Origin of the sequence: Flavobacterium defluvii, from assembly GCF_900129555.1 — a bacterium.
Lineage (GTDB): Bacteria > Bacteroidota > Bacteroidia > Flavobacteriales > Flavobacteriaceae > Flavobacterium > Flavobacterium defluvii.
In genome coordinates, this window is sequence record NZ_FQWC01000005.1 from 191,097 (window position 1) to 217,692 (window position 26,596).

Annotated in this window: 20 protein-coding genes; 15 read left to right on the top strand and 5 right to left on the bottom strand. The window is 33.6% G+C overall.

All coding sequences use genetic code 11. The features are described from left to right. Positions 1–1,395 (top strand): RagB/SusD family nutrient uptake outer membrane protein, encoded by a 1,395-nt coding sequence (locus tag BUC29_RS12870; RefSeq protein WP_073416723.1) that lies wholly within the window; start codon positions 1–3, stop codon positions 1,393–1,395. Between the two features lie 183 nt (positions 1,396–1,578). On the opposite strand, the gene BUC29_RS12875 is transcribed toward BUC29_RS12870, so the two are convergent. Together BUC29_RS12875 and rocD are read right to left on the bottom strand one after the other, a co-directional pair. Further along, a complete protein-coding gene (locus tag BUC29_RS12875) occupies positions 1,579–2,034 on the bottom strand; it encodes a DUF1810 domain-containing protein (protein WP_073416582.1) in 456 nt (151 codons plus the stop codon). A gap of 171 nt (positions 2,035–2,205) precedes the next feature. After that, positions 2,206–3,459, bottom strand: a complete 1,254-nt coding sequence (gene rocD, locus BUC29_RS12880; protein WP_073416583.1) for an ornithine--oxo-acid transaminase — start codon at positions 3,457–3,459, stop codon at positions 2,206–2,208. A 635-nt stretch (positions 3,460–4,094) separates the two neighbouring features. Here rocD and BUC29_RS12885 point away from each other — a divergent pair. The 7 genes from BUC29_RS12885 (at position 4,095) to BUC29_RS12915 (ending at position 12,127) form a co-directional block, all read left to right on the top strand. Next, positions 4,095–4,547 (top strand): Lrp/AsnC family transcriptional regulator, encoded by a 453-nt coding sequence (locus tag BUC29_RS12885; RefSeq protein ID WP_073416584.1) that lies wholly within the window; start codon positions 4,095–4,097, stop codon positions 4,545–4,547. Between the two features lie 20 nt (positions 4,548–4,567). Next, positions 4,568–6,043 (top strand): M20/M25/M40 family metallo-hydrolase, encoded by a 1,476-nt coding sequence (locus BUC29_RS12890; protein WP_084538646.1) that lies wholly within the window; start codon positions 4,568–4,570, stop codon positions 6,041–6,043. A 13-nt stretch (positions 6,044–6,056) separates the two neighbouring features. Continuing rightward, complete coding sequence (locus BUC29_RS12895; RefSeq protein ID WP_073416586.1) at positions 6,057–6,905, top strand: cyanophycinase; 849 nt, start codon at positions 6,057–6,059, stop codon at positions 6,903–6,905. A gap of 2 nt (positions 6,906–6,907) precedes the next feature. Then, on the top strand, positions 6,908–9,106 hold the full coding sequence (locus tag BUC29_RS12900; RefSeq protein WP_073416587.1) for a penicillin acylase family protein: 2,199 nt from the start codon (positions 6,908–6,910) through the stop codon (positions 9,104–9,106). 98 nt (positions 9,107–9,204) lie between these two features. Next, positions 9,205–9,978 (top strand): dienelactone hydrolase family protein, encoded by a 774-nt coding sequence (locus BUC29_RS12905; RefSeq protein WP_073416588.1) that lies wholly within the window; start codon positions 9,205–9,207, stop codon positions 9,976–9,978. A gap of 153 nt (positions 9,979–10,131) precedes the next feature. After that, positions 10,132–11,100: a DUF3667 domain-containing protein gene (locus BUC29_RS12910; RefSeq protein ID WP_073416589.1), complete on the top strand. Its 969-nt coding sequence runs from the start codon at positions 10,132–10,134 to the stop codon at positions 11,098–11,100. A 7-nt stretch (positions 11,101–11,107) separates the two neighbouring features. Next, positions 11,108–12,127 carry a M28 family peptidase gene (locus BUC29_RS12915; RefSeq protein ID WP_073416724.1) on the top strand — a complete coding sequence of 340 codons (1,020 nt, stop codon included), beginning with the start codon at positions 11,108–11,110 and terminating at the stop codon, positions 12,125–12,127. A gap of 140 nt (positions 12,128–12,267) precedes the next feature. On the opposite strand, the gene rho is transcribed toward BUC29_RS12915, so the two are convergent. Next, on the bottom strand, positions 12,268–14,079 hold the full coding sequence (gene rho / locus BUC29_RS12920; RefSeq protein WP_073416590.1) for a transcription termination factor Rho: 1,812 nt from the start codon (positions 14,077–14,079) through the stop codon (positions 12,268–12,270). 183 nt (positions 14,080–14,262) lie between these two features. Between rho and BUC29_RS12925 the strand changes: the two genes are divergently transcribed. The 3 genes from BUC29_RS12925 (at position 14,263) to BUC29_RS12935 (ending at position 16,451) form a co-directional block, all read left to right on the top strand. Next, positions 14,263–14,679, top strand: coding sequence for a DUF4293 domain-containing protein (locus tag BUC29_RS12925; protein WP_073416591.1), 417 nt, complete (start codon positions 14,263–14,265; stop codon positions 14,677–14,679). A gap of 150 nt (positions 14,680–14,829) precedes the next feature. Then, the gene (locus BUC29_RS12930; protein ID WP_073416592.1) at positions 14,830–15,492 is read left to right on the top strand and encodes a response regulator; all 663 of its coding nucleotides are present in this window, start codon (positions 14,830–14,832) and stop codon (positions 15,490–15,492) included. Positions 15,493–15,710: 218 nt separating this feature from the next. Next, on the top strand, positions 15,711–16,451 hold the full coding sequence (locus tag BUC29_RS12935) for a sensor histidine kinase (RefSeq protein ID WP_244160826.1): 741 nt from the start codon (positions 15,711–15,713) through the stop codon (positions 16,449–16,451). A gap of 2 nt (positions 16,452–16,453) precedes the next feature. On the opposite strand, the gene BUC29_RS12940 is transcribed toward BUC29_RS12935, so the two are convergent. Both BUC29_RS12940 and BUC29_RS12945 read right to left on the bottom strand, forming a co-directional pair. Then, entirely contained in the window at positions 16,454–16,948 is a 495-nt protein-coding gene (locus BUC29_RS12940) for a metallophosphoesterase family protein (protein ID WP_073416594.1), read from the bottom strand. Positions 16,949–17,246: 298 nt separating this feature from the next. Next, positions 17,247–19,175: an SPFH domain-containing protein gene (locus BUC29_RS12945; protein ID WP_073416595.1), complete on the bottom strand. Its 1,929-nt coding sequence runs from the start codon at positions 19,173–19,175 to the stop codon at positions 17,247–17,249. A 537-nt stretch (positions 19,176–19,712) separates the two neighbouring features. Between BUC29_RS12945 and truA the strand changes: the two genes are divergently transcribed. The 4 genes from truA to BUC29_RS12965 all read left to right on the top strand — a co-directional run bounded on the left by truA (position 19,713) and on the right by BUC29_RS12965 (position 26,586). Beyond that, a complete protein-coding gene (truA, locus tag BUC29_RS12950; RefSeq protein ID WP_073416596.1) occupies positions 19,713–20,447 on the top strand; it encodes a tRNA pseudouridine(38-40) synthase TruA in 735 nt (244 codons plus the stop codon). Positions 20,448–20,530: 83 nt separating this feature from the next. Then, entirely contained in the window at positions 20,531–22,285 is a 1,755-nt protein-coding gene (locus BUC29_RS12955; protein WP_073416597.1) for an ABC transporter ATP-binding protein, read from the top strand. 189 nt (positions 22,286–22,474) lie between these two features. After that, positions 22,475–23,911 carry a sensor histidine kinase gene (locus BUC29_RS12960; protein ID WP_244160827.1) on the top strand — a complete coding sequence of 479 codons (1,437 nt, stop codon included), beginning with the start codon at positions 22,475–22,477 and terminating at the stop codon, positions 23,909–23,911. An 86-nt stretch (positions 23,912–23,997) separates the two neighbouring features. Further along, positions 23,998–26,586: a zinc-dependent metalloprotease gene (locus BUC29_RS12965; RefSeq protein WP_073416599.1), complete on the top strand. Its 2,589-nt coding sequence runs from the start codon at positions 23,998–24,000 to the stop codon at positions 26,584–26,586. Positions 26,587–26,596: the final 10 nt, after the last annotated feature.

Consider the following 26,596-nt stretch of genomic DNA (forward strand, 5'->3'; position numbering starts at 1 on the left):
ATGAAAGCAAATAAATTAATCCTATTTATATTTTTAGCAGCTTTTTTTACAAGTTGTGAAAATGAATTAGACTTAGATCCTAAACAAAGAGAAGACGCTGATAAAACCTTAAGCACAGAAACGGGTGTAACCAATGTATTAACGGGAACTTATGCACTTGCAGCTAATGGAAACGCTTACGGCGGAAGAGTTCTCCTTTACGCAGATTTACTAGGCGTAACCGGAGTTTTAAGTACAACCGATTTAAGATGGCGCGGTACTTTTGGTGAATTAAGACAAATGTACAACAAGAACATGTTGTCTGACAATGTAATTATCGAAGGAACATACGCAAGATTATACGAAATTATAAATGCATCGAATACCGTTATCGAGAATATCTACAAGGTAAAAGATCCCGACAGACAAGCCGTTATGATTGGCGAAGCTAGTTTTTTAAGATCACTGGCTTATTTTGATTTGGTTCGATTCTTTGCAAAACCGTATGAAAGCGGCAAAACAAACAATCAATTAGGAGTTGTAATAAGACCAAATGCAATTTATGATTTCAGTGTTGATCTTTCAAAAGAAAGAAGTACTGTTGAAGAAGTTTATAAAGTTATTATAGACGGATTAAATCTTGCTTATACCAACTTACCAGAAGAAAATGGTTTTTATGCTGATAAATATGCTGCACAAGCTTTATTGGCGAGAGTGTATTTACAGCAGGGAAGATACGATTTAGCAAGGGATGCGGCAAATGACGTTATTGAAAACAGCGGACATGCATTGTCTCAAAATTATGCAGCAGCTTTTAATCATGATACCGATCAGGCAGAAGATGTTTTTGCTATTCAAATTACCAAACAAACTGGTGTAAATGATGCGGTAACTTTTTATGCTTCTGAAGGTAATGGAGGACGCGGCGGGGATTTTTCTATTCGTGATGCTTATCTAAATAAATTTAGTGATCCTGACGACAGAGCCAATTTTATATACGAAAACGAAGATAACGGAAGAATCCTGACTTCTAAATATACAGATCAGTTTGCTGATGTTGGAATTATTCGTCTGGCAGAAATGTATTTAATAAGAGCAGAAGGGAATCTTGAAGAAGGAACTGCAATTGGCAATACGCCTCTTGATGACATCAATATTATTCGTGGAAGAGCGCATGCAGATGCTTTAACTGCAGTAACAATTGATGATATTTTGTTGGAAAGAGAATTAGAATTGGGAATGGAAGGATTTTTAATTCACGACATTAAGAGAACTAAACGTTCTATTTTGACAGAAACTCCAGATGGTGATCCGCTTTTATTAACTTATGATGCTGATAAATTAGTGTTTCCAATTCCGTTAAAAGAAACTGATGCTAACAAAAAAATCACTCAAAATCCGGGTTATAGAATTTAATTTAAATATTTATAAAACTAAAAAACATCCGCTATAGCGGATGTTTTTTTATTGCTTAAGTTAAAGATATCAATCTTTGTTAAGCAAAAAAAAGCCATTCTCCCCAATGAATGGCTTTTTTAATTAACAGATTCTAAATAAGTAAAATTGAAAGGTAAAGTTTAATATCATATATATATTAAGTTATGCCTCAACAGGCATTTTCATTAATTCCTGAGCGATTGTCAAAGTAGCCTGATCTAAATCTCCCGAATAAAAAGTATCTAATAATTCCTGAAAAATTGGGTTTGCATTTTCAACCTGTGAAAATAAACTCAACGACGAACGAAGTTTACGAGCGTCTAATTCTCCCAGAATATCTTCAATAGATTTTTTCTTTTTAAAATTTAATAAAAGCTGAGCAATTTCAACCAAATGTTTTGACAAAATCGGATGATTCAAATAAGCTTGTGCTTCATCAAGATCAGCAATAGCGTAATATTTTGCAATATCACTTTTTCCTAATCCTTGTATCTGAGGAAAAATAAACCACATCCAGTGTGTTTCTTTTTTCCCTTTTTTCAATTCAGAATAAGCTGTAAGGTAAAGTTTGTTTTGAGCATCTAAAAAACGCGTTAAATCATTATTTCCGTAAGCCATCTTCGATAAATTTATAAGGTTCAACAAATCTTTTTTGTCTTAAATCAGATACCCAAAACTACTCAGGAAGTTCATCTATAAGTTATATAATTTTCATCCGTTGTTATATAATTTAGACCTCAAAAAAAAAGCCGCATATAAAATGCGGCTTTCTTAATATAATTATATCCTTTATAATTTGAATTCATTCAATGATTTCTCAATGATTTCAAGACACTCTTTAATTTGAACTTCTGTCATAACCAAAGGCGGAGCAAATCTGATTTTATTTCCGTGAGTTGGTTTTGCCAATAGTCCGTTGTCTCTGAATTTTAAACAGATTTCCCAAGCCAGATCAGAATCTTCACCACTATTAATAACTATCGCATTCAAAAGTCCTTTCCCGCGAACAAGCGTAATCAGGTCATTTTTCTCAGCAATTTTATTTAATCCTTCTCTTAAAATTACTCCTAAACGTTCTGCATTTTCAGCCAGTTTTTCTTCCTTAACAACTTCAAGAGCCGCAATGGCAACCGCAGCCGCAACAGGATTTCCTCCAAAAGTAGATCCATGCTGGCCAGGTTTTATAACGTTCATGATTTCGTCATTTGTCAAAACTGCCGAAACCGGATAAACTCCACCAGAAATCGCTTTACCAAGAATTAAAATATCCGGCTGTACATTTTCGTGGTGAACGGCTAATAATTTTCCTGTACGCGCAATTCCAGTCTGCACTTCATCAGCAATAAATAAAACATTGTGTTTTTCGCATAACGCTTTTGCTTTCGCCAAATACCCTTCTGACGGAACATAAACTCCAGCTTCTCCCTGAATTGGTTCAACCAAAAATCCAGCAATATTTTTTGATGATTCTAAAGCTTTTTCAAGCGCTTCAAGATTATCATATTCAATTTTTATAAATCCATCTGTAAACGGACCGAAGTTTTTACGAGCCGTTTCATCATTTGAAAATGAAATGATTGTAGTCGTTCTTCCGTGAAAGTTATTCTCGCAGACAATAACCTGCGCCTGATTTTCAGGAATTCCTTTTACTTCATAAGCCCATTTTCTACAGACTTTCAAAGCCGTTTCAACAGCCTCTGCACCCGTATTCATGGGCAGGACTTTATCAAAGCCAAAATACTTCGTTACGTATTCTTCGTAATTTCCTAATTTATCATTGTAAAAAGCACGAGAAGTCAGCGTTAATGTCTGAGCCTGATCTACCATTGCTTTCACAATTTTAGGATGACAATGTCCTTGATTTACTGCAGAATAAGCCGACAAGAAATCGTAATATTTTTTTCCGTCAACATCCCATACATATACACCTTCTCCTCTTTCTAAAACCACAGGAAGCGGATGATAATTATGAGCTCCGTATTTATTCTCTTTTTCAATCAAAACTTCTGATTTTGACGAAAGTGCGTTTTCTGTATGTATCATGATATTTAACTTTAAAGAAACAAAAGTAATAAATATTCTAAATTAACAAAGTAAAAAAGTAAATTTTGACTTTATTTTAATTAATTTAAAGTCAAAAAAACTATTTTTGAACACAATTAGAATCAATTTTAATTTTTAGAAATTTCAATTATATAGTCTTTTATTAAAAAAAATAGCTATTTTTATGGTTATGTAGTGTAGTCCCTACGGGACTAATTGCTGGGGCGTTATATTTAAAGCTACCGATATTTTATCTCTACGAGATACCTTTGAAATCAATGAATAACTTCGGTAGGAATTAAATATCGGCAGAAAAAATAATGATGCCACGCTAAAATGTTATAATAAGGACGATGTGCTTTGAATAAATAGCAACATAATTCCGTTTGGAATTAAATATCGGTAGAAAAAATAATGACGACGTTAAAATGTCCCTTAGGGACTATATAATAGTATACGATATTTATTTCAAACAATATTTAAAAACAAAATCAACTGCGGTAAAACTCCGTTAGGAGTTACAGATCGGTAGAAAAAAAGAATGAAATAACATTAAAATGTCCCATAGGGACTATATAATAACACGAATAATTTATTTCAAACAAATATTTGAGAAATAAAACCAATTTTAAAAAATGGATAGTTTAGACGAATTTGATATCAATATAATTAAGGAACTTGAAAAAGACGGAAGAATGGCTTTTTCTTCCATCGCGGCCAATTTGAAAATATCAAATACAATGGTGCATCAGCGTATTAACCGATTAATGGAACAAGGAATTATTGGCGGTATAAAACCCATTATTCAGGAGAAAAAAATTGGATTTGACTGGGCGTCTTTTACCGGAATTACTTTAAACAAAGATTCTGATTCTAACCGAATTATCGAAGAATTAAAAAACATTCCTGAAATTACCGAATGTTATTATGTAACGGGTTCGTTTACACTTTACATTAAAATTGTGGCAAAAAACCATGAACACATGCGAAAAATTCTTTACGAAAAAATCGATAATATTCCCGGAATTGCTAAAACCGATTCGATTATAGAATTGGGCTGTGCTTTTAAAAGAAATATCATTTTATAATCAATTTTATCTGGTGAAATATGCGTTTACGAATACTTATCTTTTTTACATTGTTCTTTTGTAAATCAATACTCTTTTCGCAAACGACGATTCCAAATCCTACGAAAAATGATTTTTCTGAAACACTAAATATTCTAGCTTCAGATTCAATGGAAGGCCGAAAACCTAATACAAGAGGAGGAAATCTAACCGCAAGCTATATATCATCTAAAATGCATTCTTATAAGCTGAAAGAATATAACAATTTTGAATATTGTTTTCAAATATTTGAAATTCGGCAACATACCGTAAAAAAAACAGCTTTAGAAATCAAAAGAAAAAATTATAGAACTATTTCACTTTCACCTGAAAAGGATTTTGAAGTTACTCCAACTGAAAATTCCATTCAAAAAAAACAAGCTGAAGTAGTTTTTGCTTCTTATGGTTTAAGTTTACCAAAAGAAGACTATGACGACTATAAAAATGTAGACATAAAAAATAAAATTGTAGTCGTTTTAAAAGGATTTCCAAACGACAAAGACAGTACTTCAGCAACTTATAAAAAATTCAAAAACATATTTCCCGAAGAAAATGATTTAGAAGAAACAAAACTAAAAACCGCCATTAATAAAGGTGCGATTGCTTTACTCATTGTTGAAAAAGAAAACTTTAAACCTGAAAACAAAGAAAATGAAGTTTTTCATTCTTTAGAAAATTCAAAATCAGAAGCAATTCCTGTTTTTAGAATTAGTAAAAAAACAGCCGAAAGTCTATTCTCTAAAACTGATATTCCATTAAAAAACAACCTTGCTTCTACTCTATCACAAAAAGTAAAAATCAATTTTTCGATAGAATTAAAACATGATATGTTAGATGCTGCAAATGTTTTGGGAATGATTCCCGGAAAAGACACAACCAAAACCATTATTGTTGGCGCACATTACGATCATTTAGGAATTAAAAATGACTCTATTTATCATGGCGCAGACGATAATGCATCAGGAACTTCGGGCATGCTGGCTTTGGCAAAAAACTGGTCAGAATCAAAAATAAAACCCCAATATAATATTCTTTTTGCCGCCTGGACTGCAGAAGAAATGGGACTTTTAGGAAGTGAATATTTTGCTCAGAATTTGAATTTAAAAAACCAAAAAATCCTTCTCTGTATCAATATGGATATGATTTCGAGAAGTGCTCCCGAAGATAAAGCTCATAGAATTTTAAGCATCGGAACTCAAAAAGAAACTGAATATTTAAAGAAAATCGCCAGCGAAAGCAACGCTAAACTTCAAAATCCATTCACTTTGGATTTATGGGAAACCAACGGACATTCGGGAAGTGATTATGCATCGTTTACTGCAAAAGGAATTCCGATTTTAACCTTTTTCAGTGGTTTTCACGAGGATTATCATACGCCTCGCGATATTGCTTCAAAAGTAGATTTAGATAAAATGCAGGATGTGTTATTTATCGTCAACAATTCTCTTTTAAAATTCATTGAAAATCAAAAAAACTAAACCCAGATAAACCATGAAAAACAACCTTCTTTTCAAATCATTTACAATATTTTTTGTACTACTAAGCACTTTTGTTCTGGCACAAAATCCCAAGGGAAAATTATTTATTATTGGCGGAGGTGATCGTTCTGATGATTTAATGAAGCAGGTTTTGGATGTCGCTGAACTAGGCAAAAAAGACTATATCGTGGTTTTACCAATGTCAAGCGAAGAACCGGACAGTTCGTTTATCTTTTTTAAAACGCAAATGGTAAAACTTACATCAAACCCAATTGTGATGCTGAACTTCAATAAAGAAACAGCGCAAAATAAAACACTTACAGATTCTGTTCAAAAAGCAAAATTAATTTTTATAAGCGGCGGCGATCAAACCCGATTTATGTCTGTTGTTCATAATACTCCAATAAAAACAGCAATTTTGAAAGCGTATGAAAACGGAAGTACCATTTCCGGAACAAGCGCCGGAGCGGCCGTAATGTCTGAAAAAATGATTACCGGAAACCAAAAATTGCAAAAAGAATATACTGGAACTTTTTCAACAATTAAATACGATAATCTCGAAACTTCAGAAGGTTTAGGCTTATTAAAATCGGTTGTAATCGATCAGCATTTTTTAAAAAGAAACCGCTATAACCGCTTACTTTCTGCATTGGTTGAGTTTCCGGATTTAACCGGAATTGGAATCGACGAGGCAACTGCAATTATTGTGAGAAACAATAAAGTTGAAGTTGCCGGAGAAAGTGAAGTGATTGTTTTCAAAAATCCAAAAGGCATTGTAAAAGTTAAAAAAGACAATCTCGTTTCGATTGAAAAATTAGAAATGAGCATCTATACAGCTGGGCAAAAATTTAATATCAAATAAGCATGTTTCAATATTCTAAAATCCTAAAAATAACTTTTTTAATCTGTTGTGGTTTTCAGCTTTCGGCACAAAAAATCAGCACAAAAGAAATTAACCGATTAGAAAAACTGGCAGAAAAAGTTACTATTATACGCGATAATTGGGGAATTCCACACATTTACGGAAAAACCGATGCCGATGCTGTTTTTGGATTATTATATGCACAATGTGAAGATGATTTTAAAAGAATCGAAATGAATTATATAGAAAAACTGGGACGCCTTTCTGAAATAAAAGGCGAATCGGTTTTATATAATGATTTAGAAATTAAACTTTTAATTGACGTTGATGAAGCAAAAGCGGATTATAAAAAAGCTCCGGACTGGCTCAAAAAACTTTTAAACAGTTATGCCGATGCGATCAACTTTTATCTTTATAAACATCCGGAAATAAAACCGGCACTTTTAACCCATTTCGAACCATGGTTTCCGCTGCTTTGGACCGACGGAAGTATTGGCGCCATTAGTACTGCAGATCTTTCAACTGGCGAATTAAAAGCTTTTTATTCTGGAAATAATGATAAAGTCGCTTATGTTGAAAGAGAAAAATATGTTCAAACGGGTTCAAATGGTTTTGCTTTTGCGCCATCTAAAACAGAAAGCGGAAATTCGATTTTATATATAAATCCGCATACCACTTTTTATTTCAGACCCGAAGTACAGATTTCAAGTGAAGAAGGTTTAAATGTTTATGGTGCCGTAACCTGGGGACAGTTTTTTATTTATCAGGGATTTAATGAAAACTGCGGCTGGATGCATACTTCTTCAAACGTTGACGTGGCGGATATGTATGCCGAAAAAATTACCAACAAAAACGGAAAGCTTTTCTATGAATTCGATTCTAAACTTTTGCCTGTTATCGAAAAAGAAATTACTGTAAAATATCTGAAAAAAGGAAAATTGATTTCAAAGAAATTCAAAACCTACGCAACGAATAATGGTCCAATTATGGCCAAACGCGACGGAAAATGGATTAGTTTAAAGTCAAATAATCGTTCGATGGCAAGTTTGATTCAGAGCTGGGTTAGAACTAAATCTACCAATTTTGACGATTACAAAAAAGCAATGGATTTAAAAGCCAATACTTCTAACAATACGGTTTATGCTGACAGTAAAGGAAATATTGCCTATTGGCATGGAAATTTTATTCCAATTCGAGACAAAAGTTTAAACTGGTCAAAAGTTATTGACGGATCAATTTCTTCAACCCAATGGAAAGGATTACACGATGTAAACGAAACCGTACATCTATATAACCCAACAAATGGATGGCTTCAAAATTGTAATTCAACTCCATTTACGGTTGCTGGAAATAATAGTCCAAAAAAGGAAAACTACATCCCTTACATGGCGCCGGATGGCGAAAATTTTAGAGGAATAAATGCCGTTAGAATTTTTAGCAAAGGCGAAAAATATACATTAGACAAAGTTATTACTGATGGATATGATACTAAATTATCCATTTTTGAAATATTAATTCCGAGTCTGATTGATGTTTTCGAAAAAAATATCAAACCAGAATCAGTTGAATATTCCGAATTGGCTGAACCTATTTCAATTCTTAAAAATTGGGATTATTATGCCAAAGAAAATTCTGTTGCGACAACTTTAGCCGTGGAATGGGCTTATAAATTAGACCCAATTATTCAAAAAGCTTATATTGATGAAGGGCAATTGGATCAGGTTGAAAACACTAAAAACTTTGCAAAAAAAGCAACAGTGCAGCAAATGATTCCGCAGCTTAAAACCGTTATAAAAGACCTTAACTCAAAATGGGGAACATGGAAAATAGCTTGGGGAGAAATTAATCGTTTTCAACGTTCAAGCGGAGATATTGATTTAAAATACGATGATTCAAAACCAAGTCTCCCAATTGGTTTTGGCCCTGGTTCATGGGGAAGTTTACCTTCTTTTAAAGCCAATTACCATAATAATTCCAAAAAACGATACGGATACAACGGAAATAGCTTTGTATGCGCAGTAGAATTTGGTTCAAAAATAAGAGCAAAATCATTATTGGCTGGTGGCAACAGCGGCGATATAAATTCGAAACATTTTTCTGATCAGGAGGAAATGTACAGAAAGGGACAATTTAAAGATGTTTTGTTTTATAAAGAAGACGTTCTTAAAAATGCCGAACGAACTTATCATCCCGGTAAATAATTTTACTCGAAGAAATGTGTTAAATAAACCTCGTGAAATAGCTCTCGAGGTTTTTTTATAACATATTATTTCTGATATTTGTTAAAAATTGTAAAAAAATGAAAAAATCAATCATACTTATTGTAGTTGCAACATTGTTTTCAACAGTTATGAATGCACAATTAAAACCTGTAAAATATGCTGAAGGAAATCAGACATTAAATGGTTTATTTATAAAATCGGCTAAAAAGAGCGCTAATAATCTCGGAATTTTGCTTCTTCCTGCCTGGTTAGGAATCGACAATGCGTCAAAAGGAATTGCCCAGGAATTATCAAAATTAGGCTATCATGTTTTTATCGCTGATATTTATGGAGAAGGAAATTATCCCACAAATACTGGTGAAGCAGGAAAACAAGCCGGTTTTTATAAAAGTAATCCTGAAGCTTATCAAAAAAGAATAAACGCAGCTTTGCAGGAATTAATAAAATCCGGAGCAAATGCAGATAATATTGTAGCTATTGGCTATTGTTTTGGAGGAACTGGAGTTCTTGAAGCTGTTCGCGGACATCTTAATGTAAAAGGAGTTGCTTCGTTTCATGGAGGTTTAGGTAAAGATGCAGCCAGAAAAACAGAACCAACTTCGGTTAAAATTTTAATTTGTCACGGAGCAGATGACCCGTTTGTTCCAAAAGAAGAAATCGCTTCTTTTCAGCAGGAAATGCGCGATGCTAAAGCAGACTGGCAAATGATTTATTATGCTAATTCGGTACACTCATTTACAAATCCGGAAGCCGGAAATGATAATTCTAAAGGTGCTGCTTACAATGCTGTTGCGGCTAAAAGATCTTTTGACCATTTACAGCTTTTTCTAAACGAGGTTCTTAAAAAATAATACTTTTTTATGGCACACAGATGACACTGATTAAACGGATTTACGCTGATTAATATATAGCACTTTGTGGCAAAAAACCAGCGCAAACCCGTTTAACCCGTTTAATTCGTGGGCTAAAACAATAACCAAAAATAAAACCAACTAAAATAACCAATGTCACATAACAAAATTAGAGAAGACAAAACCTGTTTAAACTGCAGGCATGTTGTTGAGCAAAAATTTTGTCCAAACTGCGGACAGGAAAATTCAGATTCCAGAAAAACTTTTCATCATTTATTTATTCATTTCTTTGAAGATTTAACGCATTATGAAAATGCTTTTTGGAAAACAATTAAAAACCTTCTCTTTAAACCTGCTACATTAACTAAAGAATATCTTTCGGGAAAACGTTTATCATATCTTGCTCCTGTTCGTCTTTATATTTTTATCAGTTTTATCACATTCTTTTTAATTGCTATGTTTCCAAATAAAGTAAGCGATAAACTTAATAAAGGCGAAAAAGAAATTTCTACATCGCTTGTAAATCAGGACAAAAAAGAGGAAAAATCTAAATACAAAACTCATTTTGAATTAAGACCGATGAAAGAAATCGATTCGATTCAAAAATACGGAAAGGAAGATGAAAAGCTTTCAGAGTTTGAATATTGGCTTTATGAAAAATCGGTTCACGTTACCGAACATAATACCAAAAGAGAAATTATCGAAAAATTTATCGAGTCCTTTTTCCATAATATTCCTAAAATTCTTTTTATTATAATGCCGTTTTTTGCTTTCTTTCTCTGGATTTTCCACAATAAAAAGAAATGGTATTATTTTGATCACGGAATTTTTACCCTTCATTATTTTTCATTTTTACTGCTCATTTTCCTCATAATGTTTATAATAGACAGGATTGTAGGATTCTTTGGTGAAAACAGTCCTTTAAATTTTATTTCGGGTATAACGAATTTTGTAGGCGTAATCTGGATGTGTTACTATTTTTATCCGGCACATCACCGTTTTTATGGCGAAAGCAGAATCGTATCGTTTGTTAAAAGCGTTATGTTATTCTTTATAAACTTCTTTTTTATTATATTTTTACTCACGTTCTATGTTTTATACACGTTTATCAATTTACACTAAATACACAATGAAAAAAATTGTAATTCTTTTATTAATCGCTTCGGCTTTTTCATGTAAAAATGCTCAGGTTGCTTCTAAGGATAATTCAGATCCAACCAAATATGTGAAATATATTTCTGAAAAAGACCTTAAAAAAATGCTTTACACTGTCGCTTCAGATGAAATGGAAGGCCGCGAAACTGGTTCTGCAGGGCAGAAAAAAGCGGGTCTTTACATGATCGGGCAATACAAAAAAAGCGGTATACCATTTCCAAAAGGCGCATCTGATTATTATCAGCATATTCCCGCATCATACTTAAATGCAAGACGTAACCAAAACTTACCTGATTCTGAGAATATTTGGGCTTTTATCGAAGGTTCTGAAAAACCAGACGAAATTTTGGTAATTTCTGCTCATTACGATCACGTTGGTATTAAAAATGGTGAAGTTTATAACGGCGCTGATGATGATGGTTCCGGAACTGTTGCTGTTATCGAAATGGCAAAAGCTTTTGCGAAAGCAAAAAAACAAGGTCACGGACCAAAACGTTCTATTTTATTCTTGCATGTAACCGGTGAAGAACACGGTTTACACGGTTCTCGTTTTTATTCTGAAAATCCTTTGTTTCCAATTGCTAACACGATTTCAGACATTAATATCGATATGATTGGTCGTCGTGACGTAGAACATGCTAATACGAACAATTATGTTTATGTAATTGGTGCTGACAGATTATCATCTGATTTACACAATGCGGTTGTGGCTCAGAATGAAAAATACATCAAAATGGACTTAGATTTTAAATTTAATGATCCTGCTGATCCAAATCACTTTTATGAGCGTTCTGACCACTATAACTTCGCTAAACATGGTATTCCGGCTATCTTTTTCTTCAACGGAGTTCACGAAGATTACCACGGAAAAGGCGACGAACCGCAAAAAATCGAATATGATGCTTTAACCAAAAGAACAAAACTTGCTTTTGTACTTGCCTGGGACTTAGCAAATAGAGAGAACAGACCGGTGGTTGATAAACCGATTAAATAAGGTTCTAAGATGCTAAGGTTCTAAGTTACTGAGTCTCTAAGATAGAAACAAAAAGGGATGAGTTTTATAACTCATCCCTTTTTTATATTGTAAAGTCAAAGAAGAAAAAAACTTAGCATCTTAGAACCTTAGCACCTTTTCTAGTCATTCATAGAAATCAAAAACTCTTCATTATTCTTAGTTTTCTTGAAACGATCGTTTACAAAATCCATAGATTCTACTGGGTTCATATCTGATAGATATTTGCGCATAATCCACATTCTTTGTAATGTTTTTTCGTCAAGTAATAAGTCGTCTCGGCGTGTACTTGAAGAAGTAAGATCGATTGCTGGGAAAATACGCTTGTTAGCAATTTTACGATCTAACTGAAGTTCCATGTTACCGGTTCCTTTAAACTCTTCGAAGATAACCTCATCCATTTTAGAACCCGTTTCTGTTAATGCAGTTGCGATGATACTTAATGAACCACCGTTTTCTACATTTCTTGCCGCTCCAAAGAAACGTTTTGGTTTTTGTAATGCATTTGCATCAACACCTCCACTTAATACTTTTCCAGATGCCGGCTGAACTGTATTATAAGCTCTTGCTAAACGTGTAATAGAGTCTAAAAGAATTACAACATCATGTCCGCATTCTACCAAACGTTTTGATTTCTCCAAAACGATATTAGCAATTTTCACATGTTCCTGCGGTTCTCTGTCAAAAGTTGACGCGATAACTTCACCACGAACACTTCTCTGCATGTCTGTAACCTCCTCAGGACGCTCATCAATCAAAAGAACGATTAAATAAACCTCAGGATGATTTGCTGCGATTGCGTTTGCAATGTCTTTTAAAAGCATTGTTTTACCTGTTTTTGGCTGGGCAACGATCATTCCACGCTGTCCTTTTCCGATAGGAGAAAACAAATCAATAATACGGGTTGATATAGAACTGCCTTTTTCGGCTAATTTGAATTTTTCAGAAGGAAAAACAGGAGTCAGGTGTTCAAAAGAAACCCTGTCACGAACAACCTGCGGATCATGTCCGTTAATTTTTAAAACACGAACAAGAGGAAAAAACTTCTCACCTTCTTTTGGAGGGCGAACCACACCTTTTACAGTGTCTCCGGTTTTTAAACCAAATAATCTGATTTGTGAAGTTGATAAATAAATATCATCCGGAGAAGCTAAATAATTATAATCAGAAGAACGTAAAAATCCGTAACCATCCGGCATCATTTCAAGAACACCTTCACTTTCGATAATTCCGTCAAATTCAAAATCTGAATCTCTGAAATTGTTGTTGTTCTTTTTGTTTTTATTGTTTTGGTTTTGATGATTCCCATTATTTCCGTTTCCGTTCCCGTTTTGATTTGGGTTTTGGTTTTGATTCGGATTTTGATTCTGGTTGGGATTTTGGTTTTTATTCTGATTAGGATTAATCTTTTTAACCGGAGCAGTATTTTCAGTTTTTTCAGCAACTGGAGCCGTTGGAGCATTCTCTGTTATTTCTTCTGTAGAAATCACTTCTTTAGCAACTTCTTTTTCCTTTTGTAATGCGACTTTTTTCTCATAAGCCGATTTATTAAATTTTACAGCTTTTGCTCCTTTTTTGTCTACAGTTTTATTTTCAGATGCGGGCTCAGTCTCTGTTTTTTGCTTTTCTTCTGCAGCTGCCGGAGTTATAATTTCCTTTGAAGTTTCTTCTGGCGCATCAAATTCAAGAACCGGCGTATTTTTATTTGCCGTTTTTTTAGCCGGAGCAATTCGGGCTCTTTTTGGCTTATCATTATTTGCTTCCTTTTCTGCAATAGCTTCTGCGGGCGGTGCTGATGTCGCCTCCTGATGCGCAAGTATCTGAGTAATCAGAGTATCTTTTTTAACGCCATTAATCTTTATAGTTTTAGCTAACTTAGCTATTTCTTGAAGCTCAGATAGCTTCATTTCTTTTAATGCAGAAATATCAAACATGAATGTTCTATGAATTTAATTATTTTAAAGGAAATACTGTAAAAAGAATAGGTAGATATTTTTTTTCGATTGACCGCAGTATGAAGTGCTTACGGTATTATGATGCAATAATACGAATAAAATTTAATCATACAATAGTATTTTAAAAAAAGAAAATATATTTTTGTAAAACAATTTTAGATCATGATACAACGAATTCAGACTGTATATTTAATTCTTACGTTTATAGCGACAAGTGTTTTGATGCTATTTATACCTTTATGGACATTAAAAACAGGCAAGGTATTTTATTTTAATCAGGATCCTGTATATAATATTATCGTTGGTTTAAGCACAATGCTTACTATTGTTAGTATTATATCATACAAAAAGAGACAAAATCAGTTTGTGCTAAACAGACTGAACATAATATTAAATTTAATTTTATTAGGATTATTTGTTTATCGTTCTCTAAATTTATCTGGAGAAACTGCTAACGTTGTTTCTGAGAAAGGTATTGGGATGTTTCTTCCTATTGTTGCTATCGTGTTATTAGTTCTTGCTAATAAGGCCATCAAAAAGGACGAAGATCTTGTAAAATCTGTAGACCGATTGAGATAAACCTATAAACTTAATTTTTTTGTGCGAAGAAAAACCCGAATTTATATTCGGGTTTTTTTGTGCTTTATTTTTACAAAAAAATGCGAATATTTTAAAAAACCGTTTTGTAAGATAATTTTTTCATAAATTTGCTTTTTGTTCTACAAAAATATGGCAGATAAAATAAAAATACACCTTGCTGACGATCATCAGGTTCTTATTGATGGGCTTTCAAATTTACTGGAGACGGTTCCAAATTTTGAAATTGCCGGAAGTTCTTTGAATGGTCTTACAATATATGATGATGTAGTTCAGGATAAGGCTGATATTTTGGTTTTGGATATAAGTATGCCTCAAAAAGACGGGATCGAAGTTTTAAAAGAATTCAGTCAAAAAGGATTTCCGTGTAAAGTAATTATTTTATCAAGTTATGATGATCTTAAGATCATTAAGGAAGTAATGAAATTAGGGGCAAAAGGCTATTTAACAAAGAAATGTGCCGGTGAAAATATTATTGAAGCTATTCATGCCGTTTATCAGGATCAGGAATATTATTCTGATGCTGTAAGAGAAAAAATATTTAGTATGTTTTCTCAAAATAATCCAAAACTAAACAAGAATATTTATGCCGAGAATCCTATTTTGAGTCCAAGAGAAATCGAAATCATAACTTTAATCTCTTTGGAATACAGCGGAAAAGAAATAAGTGAAAAACTTTTTATCAGCACAAATACTGTCGAAACCCATCGAAAAAATATCATGAAAAAATTAAATATTAAAAACACGATAGGTTTGGTAAAATATGCCTTGAAAAACAATTTGATAAATCCATAAATCCAAATTAAAAAGAATAATAAAATACTTTAGAATATATGTTTTTTATCAGGTTATTTATATCATTCCTAATTCTTGTCTTTAGTGGAAATAAACTTTTGCCCCAGGATAACAACTCTTTAGAAAAAGTAAAAATTTCGAATGTCGAAAATCCAAAAAAAACTCAAGATTTAAAGGAAATTACGCCCGAGCAGTTACGCAACAAAAGGCTTGTTAGCTTGTCTGTAATTTTAATCATATTATTATTTTTCCTGTTTTATTTTGTGTACCAAAACAATAAGCTAAAACAGAAAATCAAACGCAAAGATGCCAAACAAAAAATACTTTTAAACGTAATAAACGCAGGAATTGACAGTCAGGAAACTGAGCAAAAAAAGATTGCTTCTTTTTTACACGACAATATTAATTCGCTTTTGTCCTCAGCAGGATTGCATTTAAATGTGTTTACTACAAAAAATAATATTCAATCTGAAGAAATTCAAAAAGCAAAAGCTATTCTTTTAGAAGCTCATGATCTTTTACGGGATATATCACATGACCTCGTTCCTACGCTTTTGGTTCGTTTTGGATTAATTTATGCATTAGAAGATTTATGCGAAAGAAATTCTAATTCAAGCATTGAGTTTAAATTTTCAAGTTCTGTTTTAACTGAAACGAGATATTCGGAAAAATTCGAAACAAAGCTTTATTTCATTGTGTCAGAATTACTAAGCAACATAATAAAACATAGTGAAGCACAAAAAGCTCAGATTTCGTTACATGAAAATCAAAACCAGCTGATTATCATTATTCACGACAACGGAAAAGGTTTTAATGCCGAAAAACTCAACGAAATTGAAGGTTTTGGTTTAAACAGAATTAGAGTTCGTATTAAGAAACTAAAAGGAAATTTTTCGATTATTTCAAGGGCAAATGAAAATACAGGAACATCAGTTAAAATAAAGGTTCCGATTTCTTAATCTTATTTTTTTCCAATTTCGATAATTTCCAAATCCTTTATTTTATCATCATCAATAACAAAACGAAGCATCGTTCGCATTTGATGAAATCCGCTTTTTCCTGCCGCACCGGGATTCATGTGCAATAAATTGTTCTTTTTATCGAACATTACTTTCAAAATGTGTGAATGTCCGCAGATGAATAATTTTGGCGGGTTTGATACTATCTCTTCTCTAATCGCAGGATTGTATTTTCCGGGATAACCTCCGATATGTGTAATCCAAACAGAAACATTTTCACACATAAATCTATTATTCAGCGGAAATTCTAATCTTGCTTTTGCATCATCGATGTTTCCGTAAACACAGCGAAGCGGTTTTAATGCCTTTATAGCATCTGTTACATGCAAATCGCCAATATCTCCCGCATGCCAGACTTCATCTGCCTGATTGACATATTTTAAAATGACATCGTCAATATGAGAATGAGTATCGGAAAGAAGGAGGATTTTTTTCAATTTTTTTTAAGGCACTAAGGTTCTGAGAGGCAAAGGTACAAAGGTTTTTTAAAAGTTGCTATCCCGATGGCTATCGGGACTGAGAGGCAAAAGTACAAAGGTTTTTTTGCGCCAATATTATGTAGAGGCGCACAGCAGTACGTCTTTCGTCTGGTTTTCATTTCTTTTAAACAAAAAAAACCGATCTGCTGATGCAGACCGGTTTTCAGACTATGTGTTAGACGCATACTGTGCGTCTCTATGATATAAGATGTCTTTTACATTTTACATCTAACGTTTAACACTTTATAAATAATTATTATTTCTTCGGATTTTGATTTTTAACTTCTTTCAAATCTTTCGTTTCTTTTGTATCCATCATTTCCATTAGTTTTAATCCTAATAAACCGCTGATTGAACCGTCAGAACCTCCGTTTCCGGAAATTAAAACATCTGGAATTACTTTGATATTTCCTTTACCAATTTCCTCTGTTACTTTATATCTTGTAAAGTTATCACCGCCCATAGCACTAACTTGTAGTTGGTAAGCTTCTGCAGTTGATTTACCAATTGCCATAATTTTCTCGGCTTCTGCAAGACCGGTTTTCGAAATTCTTTCGGCTTCTGCGCTTGCATTTAGTTTTGTAGCTTCTGCTTGTGCTCCTGCTCTTGCTTTTGTTGCTTCAGCTTCGGCATTTGCACGCATTTTTGTAGCTTCTGCTTCTGCGTTTACATTCAGTTTTAAACTGGTTGCATCCCCTTCTGCTTTTTTAACTGTTGCATCCGCTGTACGTTGTGCAATTTCAACACTTTGCGAAGCTCGTACAATTTCTTTCTGCATATCTGCAATTGCGGTTTCTTTTTCCATTCCCTGACGCTGTTCCTGCGCCATTCTTTGAGTTTGATACGTTTTTTGTTCTTCCTCAGCCAGTTTTCTGTCAGTCAAAGTTTTCATTAATGAATCTGGCGGAACGATATCTCCAATCAAAGTATCAACAGCATTTACGTTGTATTCGTCCAGAACTAACTTAATATGGTTTTTAGCCGATTCCTGACGCTCTTTTCTGGTTGTCAAGAATGAAATTACATCACTGTCCTGAGCCGAGTTTCTGAAATAGTTACCAATTGTTGGCTCTAAAACCTGAGAAACTAAGTTGTTCATACTTCCGAAACGTGCAATTACTTTTGGAGCTTCTGCCGCCGGAACGTGAATAATTTGTGCAACGTCAAGATTGAACGGGAAACCGTCTTTTGAACGAACTGTGATAGTCGATAAGTTTTTATCTAAATCGTGTGATTCGCTTCGTGCGTTTGCCCAGTTTAAAACTAAGTTTGTTGTTGGAACTGCTTCTAATTTTGTTGTATACTTATTCAAGGCATATTTTCCAGGACCAAATGGCTCCATCCAAACACCACGCTGTCCTTTTGAAACAATGTTTCCGTGTTTAAAAGTATCTCCGGTAACGTCTTGTCCGTCTTCTCCAATATAAGAAATCACAACACCAACGTAACCAATTGGCACATCTGTCATTGGGTTTTGTTCAATTTGAATTCCCCAAGTATTGATATAGTAAGAACCTGCCAGCATAACCTGCGGCTGTAAACCACGGTTTCCGCCTTGTTCCAAAAACTTATCAAAGTCCTGAAAATTATTATGTTCTTCAACAAATTTTCCGGCGATTTGTCCTTGCGGAATTGGCTCTCCGTCAAGAGCAGTTACAATACCAATCATATTTTCAAAAATCTTGATTTGATCTGCAATCACGATCTCAAACAAAAACGTATTAATACGATACGATCCCGTTGTAATAAAAGCAGTCTGACGTCCTTTTTGTCCGCCATTGTCTAAGAAAGCTGTTGCATCCTGAAAGTTGTCGCTTTCTACTCTTCTGGCCAAAATACGCCCGGTTGGAATTTCTTTTCCGTCTTTACTTAAAACCAGTCCAATTTTTCCTTCGGGAATTAATGTAAAACTGGTCATGTCTATTGAATACTGCCAAATCCACATTCCCCAGTACAATCCAGGAGCAAGCGTTTTTGCTTGATAACCCGCTTCGCCTTTTGTTGCGATAATTCGGCCGTCGGGTAATGATTTGTCTGCGCCAAACAGAACGAATTTTTTGGTTACTAAACCAATTTTATCCTCTGGAACGATTACCATTCCGAAGAAAACACGTAAAATAAATTTGTAAAAAAGAATCGCAAATACTATTAAAAGTATCCACCAATAAGAAGTAATTTCATTCATAGTTTTTGATATTTAGTAGTGCAAACATAGGAGAAATATGAAGTGTTAAAATGAAAAATTTTCAAAATTAACATTTGGAAATTTCTTGCTAAAAATGTTAAAAAATGATTTCGATTATATCGTTGGAATTGTCAATTTCTGACACTATTTTTTGCTGAACAAACTATGACTCGCATTTTGGGTTTTAGTGGATTTTAACACAAATCTTAAGGTTCTGAGAGGCTAAGGTTCTAAATTTTGTTTTTAGATTTTATTGAAATGGGAGATTATCGATTTTAAATATTCGAAAATATTATATCTATATATAAATGTAATTTTTCAAAATATTACGTAAGACGCACTGCAGTGCGTCTCTACACATTAATTGAGGATAAAAAAAGACTTAGAATCTCAGCAACTCCGAATAACTTTAAAAAAATCTTAGAACCTTAGCATCTCAGTCCCGATAGCCATCGGGATAGCAACTTTTAAAAAAAACCTTTGTACCTTTGCACCTCAGTACCTCAGTACCTTTAAAAAAAACCTCTGTACCTCACAATGAGATATTTTATTCATTTTGCTTATAACGGAACTCATTATCATGGCTGGCAGTTTCAGCCGAATGCTTCATCAGTTCAGGAAACTTTAAATAAGGCACTTTCTGTTTTATTAAATTCGGAGATAAATGTAATGGGCGCCGGAAGAACTGATACTGGTGTTCATGCTGAGGAAATGTACGGGCATTTTGATTTAGAAAAAGCAATTGATATTCCGGTCTTGGTACATAAGCTGAATTCGTATTTACCAAAAGATATTGCGGTTTACAATTTGATTCCTGTTCACGATGATGCGCACTGTAGATTTGATGCCACAAAAAGAACGTACGAATATCATATTAACACGGTTAAAAATCCATTTTTAGAAGAATTAAGCTGGTACGTAACACAAAAACTGGATGTAGATTTAATGAATGAAGCGGCAAAAATTTTATTAAATCATACCGATTTTCAGTGTTTCTCTAAAGTGAATACCGATGTAAATACTTTTGACTGCACGATTTTTGAGGCATATTGGAAACAAGAAAACAACAAATTAGTTTTTACAATTTCGGCCAACCGTTTTTTACGAAATATGGTTCGGGCGATTGTGGGAACTTTAATTAATATAGGATTGCACAAAATCACGCTGGCAGATTTTGAAAATATTATTGCCAGCAAAAACAGAGAAAAAGCCGGTTTTTCGGTTCCGGCCCATGGTTTGTATTTAACCAAAATCTATTACGATTATTTATAGCTTTAGGCTATAAGCAGTAAGCTATAGGCTTTACACTATACGCATTACAGCTTATTGCCTAAAGCCTAAAGCCTAAAGCATCAATGAAAGCAAAAGCATTTGACACCGGTTTATTTAAACGAATTTTAAAATATACGAAACCTTATAAATGGCGTTATTACGGCGTTATTATTTTTGCGGTTTCGCTCTCTATCTTTGCAGCACTTCGACCTTATTTATTAAAGCAAACGGTCGATGGTTATATTAAAACACATGACAAAACGGGCTTACTTCTATATATTATTTTAATGGGAGGTGTTTTGCTGATGGAAGTTTTCTCTCAGTTTTATTTTGTGTACTGGGCCAACTGGCTGGGACAGGATATTGTAAAAGATATTCGAAATAAACTTTTCAAACATATTTTAAGTTTTAGAATGAAATATTTTGATTTGGTTCCGGTTGGGCAATTGGTTACCAGATCAGTTTCAGACATTGAATCGATTGCACGTATTTTCAGTCAGGGATTATTTATGATTATAAGTGATTTGATGAAAATGCTTGTAGTTTTGATTTTTATGTTTTACATGAACTGGAAACTGACATGGATTGTTGTCGTTGCAATGCCAATTCTGGTTTACATTACAAGAATATTTCAACGCAAAATGCAGGTTGCTTTTGAAGAAGTTCGTACTCAGATTGCAAACATGAATTCGTTTGTTCAGGAACGGGTTACGGGAATGAAAATCGTTCAGCTTTTTAACCGTGAAAAAATCGAAGCGGAAAATTTCAGAGTTATAAATGATAAACATAGAGTGGCCTGGATTAAAACCATTCTGTACAACTCGATCTTCTTTCCTATTGCCGATATTATTTCGTCGATTACTTTAGGAATGGTTGTTGTTTTTGGCGGATTTAAAATTTTGAATGGAGATAATTTTACTACGTTTGGAGATTTATTTTCGTATACGATGTTTATCGGAATGCTTTTTAATCCACTAAGACAAATTGCAGATAAATTCAATGAGATGCAATTGGGAATGATTGCGGCAAATCGTGTTTTTGATATTATCGACACGCAGGATCATATTCAGGATACAGGAAAAATTGAAGCTCCGGTTTTTAACGGAAGTATCGAGTTTAATCAAGTTCGTTTTAGTTATATTCCAGAAGAAGAAGTAATCAAAGGAATTGATTTATCTGTAGATTCCGGGCAAACCGTTGCAATTGTAGGTTCAACCGGAGCCGGAAAATCTACAATTATTAATTTACTGAATCGCTTTTACGAAATTAACAGCGGAACAATTTATATCGACGGGCAAAATATAGAAAACTATACTTTGGCTTCTTTAAGAAAACAAATTGCGGTTGTACTTCAAGATGTGTTTTTGTTTGCCGATACGATTTACAATAATATTACGCTTCATAATCCGGAAATTACACGCGAACAGGTTCTCGATGCTGCCAAGAAAATTGGTGTTCATGACTTTATTATGAGTCTTCCTGATAATTATGATTTTGATGTGAAGGAACGCGGTGTTATGCTTTCTTCTGGACAGCGCCAGTTAATTGCATTTTTACGTTCGTATGTAAGTAATCCGAGTATTTTGATTCTGGATGAAGCAACTTCGTCAATCGACACGTATTCTGAAGAATTGATTCAGCGTGCAACAGAAACTATTACAAAAGGAAGAACTTCGATTATTATTGCGCATCGTTTGGCAACAATTGTAAATGCTGATAAAATCGTGGTTATGGATAAAGGTTTAATTGTGGAACAAGGAACGCATCAGGAGTTATTAACAAAAACTGATGGGTATTATAAAAACTTATACGATTCTCAATTTTCGGTTGCGAATTAATTAATAGAATACTTTTTGAGATTTAGATTAAAAAAAATAACATCCCGACGTGCTTTCGTAATTTACGTTATCGTCTCTATTCTTATTATCGTTTATTCTGTTTACATGTTAAGTAATTTGATTACTGATGTTACACAAAAAGCAAATGAAAGTGAGGCGCGATTGAACTTCATTAAAAAACATGAATTAATGTCGCGGGAATTTTCGAGGTTTCTGGAACAGGAAAACAGAATCAAACATGCTTTAAAAATCAGCAGTAAATCTAATTTATCTGCTAACATAAAGGTACTGTCGTCTGTTCAGTCCATCAATTTAATGATAGTTGATAACTGGTTTCAGATTAATGATGAAAAAATAGAATTTGGAAACGATTCTGTTTCTGATGAAATAAAAAAAGACGTTGCCGAATTTATTTCTAAAAACCAAAACACTACGCGAAGCAATACTGTAATTAAACAAGGAAAAGAATGGGTTTGGAGAGTTTACTTTAAAATCATTTCCAAAAACTACACAACGGTTCGTTGCGGCTATGACATCAACTTAAAAAAATTGCATGATAATTTTGCGACTTTTGACAAAGCGGCTTCTAATTATGCTTTTGTATTTGACAACACAGGAAGATGTGTTTATCACCCTGACTCTACCTTTATAGGAAAAAATATTTATGATTTTTCGGCTATTCAGCCATCAGATACGGTTTTTACTTATAAAAAAGATCCCGCCAATACTTCGGCATCTGATTTTTTAAAATTGGATTACACTAAAAAAATTACGATGTCTGAATTTTTAAAACTGGATGTTATCAGTTTTACAACAAGGTTAGATGTTAAAAATCTGCCTTGGTATATCTGCATTAGTTTTCCGAAAATGATTGACAATGAAAATGTTTTTTTGGTTAAAAAATATTCAACCTGGATTTATTCGATCACAACGGTAATGTTATTGTTGATTTTCTATTTATTTTCTTATGCCAACAGACGCGCGTACAGAGAAAAAGGAATCGCTATTAAAGAAAAAAACCGACTTCTGGTTGAAAACGAAAAAATCGTAAAAGAAAAAGCATTAATTCAGCTGCAGCATTTAAAAGAGCAGATTAATCCGCACTTTTTGTTTAATTCGCTTAACTCCTTATATATGTTAGTAGGAAGCGATGTAAAAACGGCACAGAAATTCACATTAAATCTTTCGCGCATTTATCGCTATTTGATAGATCCGCCAGAAAAGAATATTGTTCCGTTAAAAGATGAATTATTGTTTATCGAAAAATATATCTTTTTACAGCAAACCCGTTTTAAAGAAGAATTAATTTTTTCTATAAAAATCGAAGATCAGGAAGCTTTAGAAAAGTTTATTCCATATCTGGCTTTTCAGGTAGTGGTCGAGAATGCTATTAAGCATAATATGGCAACACAGGAAAATCCGCTTACGACAGAGATTCTGATTCAAAAAGATCAGGTTATTATCAGCAATAATCTTCAAAAAAAGGCTCACAGAGAACCCAGCACTAATTTTGGTTTAAAATACCTGTCAAGCATTTATACTTTTTATTCAAGAACCAATTTACAAACTTCAGAAAAAGACGGCAATTTCGTATGTATTTTGCCTTTAATATCCATTCACTCCTAAAAAAAAGCCATTCACTCCGTTTTGTTTTTTTTCTGAACTAAATTCGAATAGTTTCGATGAAAAATTAACTTAAACTTAACACCAAAATGAGGGAAAAGGCATTCCTGCATAGTGTAAAATTACTTTGCTTACTAATTTTATTATTATTCATTCCTGTTACAGTTCTTTCGCAAAAGAAAAAGAAAAAAGAAACAGAAACTGAAGTTGTAAAAGATTCTACTGATTCCAAAAAAGGGAAAAAATATAATGACCTTGTAAAAAAAGGCACACTAAAAAAAGGACTATTTAACATCATTCAGGTTAAGACCGATGTTTATTTCGAAATTCAGGATAGTTTATTTAAAAGAGAATTTCTGATTGTAAATAAATTATCTCAGGTTCCTTTCCAGATTAACGAAGCCGGTTTAAATAAAGGAATGAATTATGAAAACAAAATCATTTCTTTTTATAAGGATACAATTGCAAAGAAAGTTTGGGTAAAAACATATGTTCCTAAAGTTTCTTCACCAAAAGAGGATGCTATTACAGCATCTGTAATTGACAATTTCTCTGAATCTGTTATTGAAGTTTTTGATATTGAAACTAAAAATAACGATTCGAGCGCTGTAGTAATTAAAGTAAATAAGATTTTTGACGGAAAACAAAAAAGCTTCAATGATGTTTTGAGCAACACTGGTATTGGAGGTTCTGTAAAATCTGATTTATCGTATATAGAAAGTTTAAAAACTTTCCCTAAAAACATTGTTGTAAAATCGCAGCTTACAACTTCTTTCAGCGATGGCACATCGTCATTACCAATTACGCTTGGTGTGACAACTAATATTATTTTATTGGATAAAACTCCAATGAAACCTCGTTTTTCTGATAACCGAATTGGTTTCTTTTCTGAAAAGCATTGGTATTTTACCGATGCACAGCAAGCAATGCTTGAAAAAGAATTGATAACGCGCTGGCGTTTAGAACCAAAGAAAGAAGATGAAGAACGATATTTGAAAGGTGAATTAGTAGAGCCGAAAAAACCAATCGTTTATTACATCGATCCGTCGACTCCAAAACAGTGGAGAAAATATATTATTGATGGGGTACTCGATTGGCAGGCAGCTTTTGAAAGAGCGGGTTTTAAAAACGCTATTATTGCAAAAGAACCTACTGAAAAAGATTTAGACTTTGACGTTGATGATGTTCGCTATTCGGTTATTACGTATGCGGCATCGCCTAAATCCAATGCTATGGGACCATCGGTTGTTGACCCAAGAAGCGGAGAAATTATTGAAGCCGACATTATTTGGTGGCACAATGTTATGACTTCGCTTCAAAGCTGGATGAGAATCCAAACAGGACCAATTGATCCAAAAGCAAGAGGGAATGTATTTAGTGAGGAACACATGGGAGAAGCGATTCGTTTTGTATCGTCTCACGAAGTTGGACACACATTTGGATTAAAACATAATATGGGCGCTTCTTTCGCTTATGATGTCGAGTCTTTACGTTCTAAAGAATTCACGGCAAAAATGGGCGGCACTGCTCCTTCTATCATGGATTATGCCCGATACAATTATGTAGCACAACCGGAAGATAACGTAACTGTAATTACTCCAAAAATTGGTGAGTACGACAAATACGCAATCGAATGGGGTTACAGATGGTACGGTCCAAACGAAAATGAAACGGCAAGGTTAAACGAAGCTATTGCAAAACATCAAAACGACCCGATTTATTTTTACGGTGAGCAAGGCTCTGATATCGATCCTCGTTCACAGTCTGAAGATTTAGGGAATGATGCCGTAAAAGCAAGCGAGTACGGATTGAAAAACCTAAAACGTGTAGTAGATAATATCTTAAACTGGTCCTACGATAAAGATCAGTCTTACTATCAAACTGGCAAACTTTATATTGGAGCTATCGGACAATGGCAAACGTACAATGGTCATGTATTAACCAATATTGGCGGTGTTTACTTAAACCCAACGGTTCATGGCGATAACAAACAAAGTTATGTTCCGGTTCCTGCAGCAATGCAAAAAAGAGCGGTAGATTATTTAGTTAAAAATGTAATTACAATTCCGCAATGGTTGTTTTTTAATGACGTTTTAGACAAAACAAACCCGCTGAAAGATTCTCCTTTTGGGCCTTATGAATACACACCATATACAATGTCAAGAGCATTACAATACGACGTTATGTATAGCTTATTCAGCGATGATCGTTTACTTCGAATGACAGAAAATGAATTATACCAGCGAAATAAAACCAATGAAAAGGTTTTTACCGTAAATGATTTATTCCAAAAATTACATCAAAGTGTATTTGCAGGAACTATTCAAAACAAATCGCTGAGCATTTTAGAACGTATGACACAAAAAAATTATGTAGATGTTTTAATTGTTTCGACAAATAAATTATTTGAAAAAACGGATGTTAAAAAAACAATCCAAATAGAAGAAACATTACAAATGCCTCATTTATGTTCTTTAAATGAAGCACATATGGCGAGAAACATTAATAATTCTTTCTTAAAAAGAGTTACAGAAGTAACATCTGATAAAAAGGGAGAATTGAGTAAAGTACTTCAGTTATTAAGAACAAAAAGAAGTACCGGAGATCAATCGACCCAAAATCATTACCGCGATTTAATACAACGAATCGACAAAGCTTTGAACAATACAACCTTTTAATACATAACCC

Excerpts from the sequence above, each read along its gene's own strand:
- BUC29_RS12870 (WP_073416723.1), top strand. The coding sequence starts at position 1 with ATGAAAGCAAATAAATTAATCCTATTTATATTTTTAGCAGCTTTTTTT.
- BUC29_RS12875 (WP_073416582.1), bottom strand. The coding sequence starts at position 2,034 with ATGGCTTACGGAAATAATGATTTAACGCGTTTTTTAGATGCTCAAAAC.
- rocD (WP_073416583.1), bottom strand. The coding sequence starts at position 3,459 with ATGATACATACAGAAAACGCACTTTCGTCAAAATCAGAAGTTTTGATT.
- BUC29_RS12885 (WP_073416584.1), top strand. The coding sequence starts at position 4,095 with ATGGATAGTTTAGACGAATTTGATATCAATATAATTAAGGAACTTGAA.
- BUC29_RS12890 (WP_084538646.1), top strand. The coding sequence starts at position 4,568 with ATGCGTTTACGAATACTTATCTTTTTTACATTGTTCTTTTGTAAATCA.
- BUC29_RS12895 (WP_073416586.1), top strand. The coding sequence starts at position 6,057 with ATGAAAAACAACCTTCTTTTCAAATCATTTACAATATTTTTTGTACTA.
- BUC29_RS12900 (WP_073416587.1), top strand. The coding sequence starts at position 6,908 with ATGTTTCAATATTCTAAAATCCTAAAAATAACTTTTTTAATCTGTTGT.
- BUC29_RS12905 (WP_073416588.1), top strand. The coding sequence starts at position 9,205 with ATGAAAAAATCAATCATACTTATTGTAGTTGCAACATTGTTTTCAACA.
- BUC29_RS12910 (WP_073416589.1), top strand. The coding sequence starts at position 10,132 with ATGTCACATAACAAAATTAGAGAAGACAAAACCTGTTTAAACTGCAGG.
- BUC29_RS12915 (WP_073416724.1), top strand. The coding sequence starts at position 11,108 with ATGAAAAAAATTGTAATTCTTTTATTAATCGCTTCGGCTTTTTCATGT.
- rho (WP_073416590.1), bottom strand. The coding sequence starts at position 14,079 with ATGTTTGATATTTCTGCATTAAAAGAAATGAAGCTATCTGAGCTTCAA.
- BUC29_RS12925 (WP_073416591.1), top strand. The coding sequence starts at position 14,263 with ATGATACAACGAATTCAGACTGTATATTTAATTCTTACGTTTATAGCG.
- BUC29_RS12930 (WP_073416592.1), top strand. The coding sequence starts at position 14,830 with ATGGCAGATAAAATAAAAATACACCTTGCTGACGATCATCAGGTTCTT.
- BUC29_RS12945 (WP_073416595.1), bottom strand. The coding sequence starts at position 19,175 with ATGAATGAAATTACTTCTTATTGGTGGATACTTTTAATAGTATTTGCG.
- truA (WP_073416596.1), top strand. The coding sequence starts at position 19,713 with ATGAGATATTTTATTCATTTTGCTTATAACGGAACTCATTATCATGGC.
- BUC29_RS12955 (WP_073416597.1), top strand. The coding sequence starts at position 20,531 with ATGAAAGCAAAAGCATTTGACACCGGTTTATTTAAACGAATTTTAAAA.
- BUC29_RS12960 (WP_244160827.1), top strand. The coding sequence starts at position 22,475 with ATGTCGCGGGAATTTTCGAGGTTTCTGGAACAGGAAAACAGAATCAAA.
- BUC29_RS12965 (WP_073416599.1), top strand. The coding sequence starts at position 23,998 with ATGAGGGAAAAGGCATTCCTGCATAGTGTAAAATTACTTTGCTTACTA.